This window comes from Bacteroidota bacterium (assembly GCA_039111535.1).
Classification (GTDB): domain Bacteria; phylum Bacteroidota; class Rhodothermia; order Rhodothermales; family JAHQVL01; genus JBCCIM01.
On record JBCCIM010000265.1, the window covers coordinates 1 to 7,009 of the forward strand.

7 protein-coding genes are annotated in these 7,009 nt (G+C 48.9%); all 7 read right to left on the bottom strand.

The window, feature by feature from the left end; translation table 11 throughout:
- Positions 1-250 precede the first annotated feature (250 nt).
- Positions 251-1,603 (bottom strand): sulfatase, encoded by a 1,353-nt coding sequence (locus tag AAF564_24895; protein ID MEM8488806.1) that lies wholly within the window; start codon positions 1,601-1,603, stop codon positions 251-253.
- Between the two features lie 169 nt (positions 1,604-1,772).
- A complete protein-coding gene (locus tag AAF564_24900) occupies positions 1,773-2,426 on the bottom strand; it encodes an SCO family protein (GenBank protein MEM8488807.1) in 654 nt (217 codons plus the stop codon).
- Positions 2,416-3,042 (bottom strand): membrane-binding protein, encoded by a 627-nt coding sequence (locus AAF564_24905; protein ID MEM8488808.1) that lies wholly within the window; start codon positions 3,040-3,042, stop codon positions 2,416-2,418. The genes AAF564_24900 and AAF564_24905 overlap by 11 nt, the downstream gene beginning before the upstream one ends.
- A gap of 93 nt (positions 3,043-3,135) precedes the next feature.
- Complete coding sequence (locus AAF564_24910; protein ID MEM8488809.1) at positions 3,136-3,909, bottom strand: YHYH protein; 774 nt, start codon at positions 3,907-3,909, stop codon at positions 3,136-3,138.
- Between the two features lie 661 nt (positions 3,910-4,570).
- Positions 4,571-5,392: a hypothetical protein gene (locus AAF564_24915; protein ID MEM8488810.1), complete on the bottom strand. Its 822-nt coding sequence runs from the start codon at positions 5,390-5,392 to the stop codon at positions 4,571-4,573.
- Between the two features lie 454 nt (positions 5,393-5,846).
- Positions 5,847-6,659, bottom strand: coding sequence for a LytTR family DNA-binding domain-containing protein (locus AAF564_24920; protein ID MEM8488811.1), 813 nt, complete (start codon positions 6,657-6,659; stop codon positions 5,847-5,849).
- The coding region (locus tag AAF564_24925; GenBank protein MEM8488812.1) for an ATP-binding protein at positions 6,656-7,009 on the bottom strand (354 nt) is incomplete at its 5' end. The genes AAF564_24925 and AAF564_24920, both read right to left, overlap by 4 nt.

The window sequence follows — 7,009 nt, forward strand, 5'->3', positions numbered from 1 at the left end:
AGGCTTTATCCGGCTGTGAATCCAGTAATTTAGTTTGATACAAAGCAGCCAACCGCTTTGCATCCAGCACGACCTGGTCATGGCGTTGTTTATCAGCAACAGAAATACTCATTACGCGAAAGTCTGAAGAGGATGAGATTTGAAAGGCACAGGTATTTTAGCCCTTATCTAATAGTCATCACGCTTAACTGCCTGCCTCAGATTTGAACCATTAAAACGCGTTGCTGCTGGCTGATCTGTGCCAACAATCTCACTGATAAACCGCCCACCAATCCTCCAGGGTGCTCGTCATTTCAGCCACTAGTCCTGGGCGCGCCGCCGCCTGGTTATTTAGCTCATAAGGATCATCGATGACATTATACAGCTCAACGTCATTGGTCATCCAGGCAGTCTGCTGGCCACGGATCATGAGCGTTACATCCTCATTGGGCAGGTAAGGCAGGATCAGTTTCCAACCGTCTTCACGCACCGTGTACCTGTACTTCAAGTTAGCAACCGGGTCGTTTAGATCTGCGGCCGTGTGTGCGAACAACGCGCCGTAGAGTGCTTTTCGCTTCTCTAGCTCTGCTGATTCGAAAAGATTTAAGCCGCGCATGGTAGCCGGCACGTCTATACCCGCAGCGTGCAACATGGTGGGCGCAAGGTCGATACTGCCCACCAGGGTCTGGTCGTCCCTGCCGGCTTCGACAACACCAGGCCACCGCAGCATGAGCGGCGTGCGCATGCCGGCATCGTAAGGCGACATTTTGGAGCGCGTATCCGGCATTCCCTGATCGCCAACGGCCTGCACCCAGCCATTGTCGTTCACAAACACCACAAGCGTGTTTTCGCGGTGCCCGTTGTCATCCAAAAAATTGAGCAGCTCGCCAACCGTTTCATCGAACCAGTCCACCATGGCGTAATACTTTGCCACACGTTCTGACCTGTCGGGCGCCGTGTACTTTTCGAGCAACCGCTCTGGCGGATTGTGTGGTGTGTGGGGTAAAAACGGGGCATACCAGACAAAAAACGGCTGCTCACCCGCACCTTCGATAAACTCAAAAATTGGCTGCATGCCCTCCCTGCCAATTTTCAACCCTTCGTCGCCGTGCCGGCCGCCTTCTTCAACAACGCCGTGGGTCATGCCGGCCGTGAAGCCATGCTCGGTTGGCGCGCCCTCCCACCACTTGCCAGACTGATGGCTCACGTATCCCAACTCCGCAAGAGATTCGCTGACGGTTTTGTGTTTTTTGAAAATCTCAACCATCATTGCCCGCTTCACCGGATCGCGCATTTCTTCGAGCCCGCCCGGCGGGTCGTTGCCGGTGATGCCGTGTTCGTGTGGGAAGAGCCCGGTGATCATCGTGGCCAGGCTGGGCCGGCAAACCGATGTGGGCACGTAGCCCCGGGTGTACAGCATACTTTCTGCTGCCAGCGCATCGATGTGCGGCGTTTGAATCGCCTCATGCCCCATAAACCCAAAGTCCGTCCACCCATGATCGTCACTGATTATGAGGACGATATTTGGGAGCGTATCGTCGGGTGTTGCCGGCTTTTCAGCCGCAGGTTCACAGCCGGTAAGCAGGATAAAAAGCAGCAATAGGAAAACGGGACATCTGTACATAGCAATTATGGGAGGCATATTAGCTTCGAGTCGACTGAGATGTTGTCCAGTGTGTACAAGCCCCCAATTTAAGCGAAATCTGACCTTTTGTTTGGTTCAGTTTGTTGGAGATGGGTCAAGGATCATTTTCTACTACTTTCTCCAGGGGAGCTTACCGGGGAAGCTCACCTTATCCCTCCTTCTTTAAGGTTTCAATATCACTGATTAATTGATTGATTGCCGTTTTGTTTAATCCGTTGTAAACACCTCTTATGTGCCTGTTTTTGTCGACTAGCACAAAATTCTCCGTGTGCAGGAAATCATCTTCGCTTTTGTTTTCGCCCAGGTCTTCTTCAACGAAATAATCTTGCCGGCCTAACTTATAGATATCTTTTTTCGCACCTGTAACCAAATGCCATTTATGTGACAAAACCCCTTTGTTTTCGGCATATTCTTTTAACACAGGCACAGAATCTTTTTCGGGTGTCACAGAATGGGATAACAACAGTATCTCATCATCTGCTACAAATGCATCTTGCAATAGCATCATGTTACTGGCCATCCGGGGACAAAGACCAGGGCAAGAGGTAAAGAAAAAATCTGCGACATATATCTTGCCCTCAAAATCTTTTTCTGTAACCGTTTCGCCCTCTTGATTAACAAGCTTGAAAGGCGAAATACGATGAAAGCGCTCCAGTGCTGCATCATCAGGGGAAATCCAATGCGGCGTAAACGTCGCCTCACTGTAAAAGGGAAGGGATTCAACCCTGCTGTTGTTGGGCTCGGACTCATTACACCCCGCCCAAAACATTATTATCAATAAAAGAAAACAGTTAATTTTCATATTGAATATCCTCATCTTCCAGGCCATAGCAAAGCGCTGCTTTTTTTAATCCAAAAATTCTACCTTCCCTCGCTTCATAGTTAGCATACATGTCTCCATTTTTCCTGAAGGCCTGTTGAATGCCCTGTTCTTTCCCCATGTTGAGGTTCAGCTTTTTATAGATCTCTCCCGTCCGATACCATAGTGTTTGTTCTCCGTGTGTCTTTCCCAAATGATAGTTTAGCTGCGAAACCAGGGTATGACTCACATCCGAAGACCACCTTTTTTTCTCTCCATGAAGTTTTCCATTTTGGTAATTTGCCACCTGCTTTAAATGCCCATCCGGATACCATTTAGCAGCCTGACCTTCTCTTTTCCCATTCAGGATTCCCGTCTTTTCTTTTGGTGTATTGTCTTGATACTGCACTACCATATAGCCTGAATAGCGGTGACCATTCAATGTCCACAGTGATGTCTTATTATTGTAGACCAACAGCGATTTATCAACAGCTGTATCGGGTATCGCTACGGTAGCCTCAATCGAATCAGGAATTTGCAAAGTGCTCGCGGCTTTCCCATCTGCACACGCCCCAATCAGTACACTTAACAACAATACGAATGGCGTAATAGACTTCATCTGTTTATATATAGAAAAGGAATTAGGCTAACTTTTGCGGTCTAATAAAACCTGACAACTGCCTTTTGCCGGGAAAGCAGTTGTCAGGTTTTATTATAAGATCTGACTTGGCGTGCCTTGCAAATCCACGCCAAAAAGGACGATGATAGATCCTATATAAAATTCATTGATGATGTGATAATGGTAAATTTCTTCTCCATTACTGTGTTGCGTTACGCCAAAGTGGCCTCCTGATTCATCTAAATCTGCAGGATAAGAGCCATCCGCTTCTCTTCTTCCGTACAATAAAAAGCCATCTGCCATGATCCCTACTAACCTTTCATCATCATGAGACAGCACTGTGTTTTCAGGGACATCTGAAGACTCTACATGGTAATGGTAGCCCGAAGGCCCATTGTGGGCGCCGGCATAATCAAACGTTTCGGCAATTACTTCTTCCAGGGGTCTGTTAGGTCCTTCTGTATCATTGAAAATTGGGACACCCGTTACTGAGATACCAATGGGCCCCAGGCCTGTTGCCGAACTTGAAAGGGCCAGTTCTGGTGCAGCTGATGTAGTAAGCGTAAAAGAACGATCTCCACCAATCCGCCCTGGTGTCAGTGCCTGGGCCACTACGGGTTCGATATACAGCGCGTTAGCCTCATCCCAGTACGGGGATGTATGGTTGGGCATACCATTTGACTCAATAGTAATTTCATCTCCATCAAAAGAAACAGTCACCGCGGCAGGGTTAAATTCGTCAAACGCAGCGACGGGTGTGTTGATAGGGCCGGCATCTTCCGGGTTGTCCACATTTGAATCGCAGGCTGTAAAAAGAATAGATAACCCGAGCAGGGCTGTAAAAAGGGGAAAAACTGATTTTTTCATAAGATTTTCTATTCAGTTGTTTCCCTTTAGACCCTCGACTAATCAAGGTCTTTGAGGAAGGGGATTGTTATGGCTACCGTTACCCGGCACTGGGCTGAATAATGCGATAATGCGCAGGACAGTAAGCCCTGGCTGCCCATCGGCCTCGACAGGCCCGACCGCGTTGTCAGCATGCCGATGCGCCAAGCACCCGCTTTTATTTATATGCCTTGCCAGAGTCTAAAGGAGAGATGTTAAGGCCGCGTTCAGATCGTGTGTGAATGCCGCTTACAGATGTCAGAAAAGTCAATAGCGCTGGGTGGTGACATTGCGCCAAAGGTTGTGCGAGAAGGAAAAACCATATAATGGGTCGGGACTTACTAGATCGTGTCCAGCACAGGCTTCTCGTCCCGCTTCCCAACTAAAAACGACTGCCACCAGTCAGGCAACCGTCGCTCTAAATTGTGCCGGGGGTGGGTATGCTCGCCAGTCTACTGGGATCCACTGGCGTCTACTGTGTGCCCATTTTGGATATTATTTGAGGATTTTAGCCATTATTTAGGCACTGGAGCCTACTGGGATCTACTAACGAACCCTGACACTTTCCCTGACACTCAACTAGCCAGGTCTTCGATAAAACTGGAGCCATTCAAGTTTAAACTGGCTCTCATTCCAACACCGCCTATTCTTGCCCTTCGTTCTGAGATAGTTCAGCTTTGAACCAGTGGTTCAAGGTCTCCTGTGCACCGCCTCCACGCCCTTGAGCAGCACCGCCTGCGCCACCAGGCCTGCCTCCACCTATTCCGCCAGCCCTGCCACCGCCTCCTCGCCGGCCGCCACCAGCTCTTCCTCCCCCTCGCTGCCCCGTTTGCTCGCGGACAGCTTCTCTATCTATTTCTGGTACTTCAAGTCCTACACCAACCACAGCACTGGAAGCCTCATCCACTGGTAAACCATTTAGCGATGCCAGGGGAAGGCGCAGCTCAAACGTGAGAATACCGTAATCGTAGGAACCCGAAGCCGAAATTGTATCCTCGCTGCCTATCCGCTCTGCCGCAGTTTCATCGCCAATGACTTCCAACTGGGCCAGCATCTTCTCTGATGCTGCTTGTATCCTCTGCGCTTGTTGTTGACGCGCCTCTTCGGATCCACCAGCGTCGAAATTCCCTGCGCCCCTGCCCATACCACCACGTGCATCGCTGGCCATCAAGCCCACAGGGTATTTAACGCCAAGGGATTTATCTTTACCACCTTCAGCATCTAACCAGATCATAAGCCCCCGCGTCATAATCTGACGCGTTACAGACTCATCGCGCGACATAAATGCCAGATACAGGTAGTCGGTGTCATTTGATACGCCCAATGAAAACCGTTCTTTCTCTACCTGCTTTACCCCACCATCCCAATCATTAACATTCGCATCAATGGCAGGGACCGTTGTAGCATATTGACTCTGGATGGTTTTGGTTGAGCTACAAGCAGGCAACAACAGAAGAAATCCCAAAATTAGAATGGCTCTCGGATTCGCTTGATGCCGCTGCAAAAGCTTACTAAAGTACATTGATTTCGCATTGAAAGGTGTCTAAAATCTAGTTCTGTATAGCGCTTTGTATTTGACACTAAAGCAAACACGCTGATACAATTCCATAGACGAAACCAGGCGTCCTTACATTCCATTTTTTTAGAAAGCTATCCTTTGTCCCTTCCGTGCTTATAGCTGTCTTTTGGGGTAAATCCAACGGGAAAGAGACTGTTGAGAGATTTCTAACAGATTAGGGCGTGTAGACAATTAGCAGGGAAATCTATGTTTTTGAAGCATATTGTGATTATCAAGGCGTTTTTTGAGACGCAATGCAGCGCATTCCTGAATCTAGTTCAGGACAGGCTGTGCGAGGAAAAGAACGAAGATAGGCGCAATATGAGCAAAACAATCTTTTTTAGCTGATTGTCTACACGCCCTAGCGATTCAGCCCCAGGCGTGTCTCCAGTTCATCACGCCGGCCCCGGCTTACCTTGAGTCGCTTACCGCCCTTTAGTTTAACCGCATAATCCCCGCCAGAGTTGACGAGCAAAGACTCGATACAGTCTAACCTCACAATGGTACTCCTGTGAATTCGAAAGAACTGGTCCGGGTCGAGACGTTCTTCCAGCGTCTGCATTTTTTCGCGGGTCACAAATACGTTTTCTCCCACATGTAACTCGGCATAGTGATCACTGGCCGTGATGAAGTCAATATCTACAACCGGAACGATGCGTATCTGTCCACGCATTTCCACAGCCACGCGCTCCAGGTACTCTGGCGTTCTGTCTGCACGCTGCGGTAGTTGCTGATGCCTCTTCCCTCCTTCCTGAACAAGTTTCATCAACCTCCCTGTCATATCACCCATTTTTTGAAGGGTGAGCACACTTCTCGCTCGTTCAAAACTTTGTTCAAATCGTTTTTCGTCAAAGGGCTTCACCAGATAGTCAAGAGCCGCTAACTCAAAAGCCTTTAACGCAAATTGATCGTACGCCGTTACAAAAATTGTTACAGGCATGTGATCAGGACCAATCTCACGAATAACATCAATCCCGGTTAATCCAGGCATCTGTACGTCGAGGAATACCAAATCAGGACCAAGTGCATGAATTGCTTCGACGGCTTCCTCCCCATTGGCTGCCATACCGACAATCTCTACGTTGTCCTTTCCTGCCAGGAGGTCTTCAAGCCATTGCCGGGCAAAAGGCTCATCATCAACGATAAGTACACGAATGGCAGTCTCTTTGGTCATAAGTTGTCTACAATATTTGCCCCCAAACGGGCAGCCGCGTGCAAGTCGGTCCTGGTGTGGTAAGGAAGCGTAATGACGACAACAAATCCCCCGCCTTCAGCCTCACGTAACACAAAATCTTGCGCAGAAACATAGAGTTGTTCCAGGCGTGCCTGCGTATTACGAAGCCCAACTCCATGTCCTTCTTCAGCCTTTCCGCTGTCAGCATCTCCTGGTCCATTGTCCCGAACACTCAAACATAGGTTTTCTCCTTCCCGCCATGCATGCACCCAGATATGGCCGGCTTCACGTACCTGACTTATTCCGTGTTTGATGGCATTTTCCACGAGCGGCTGTAAAATCAGGTTTGG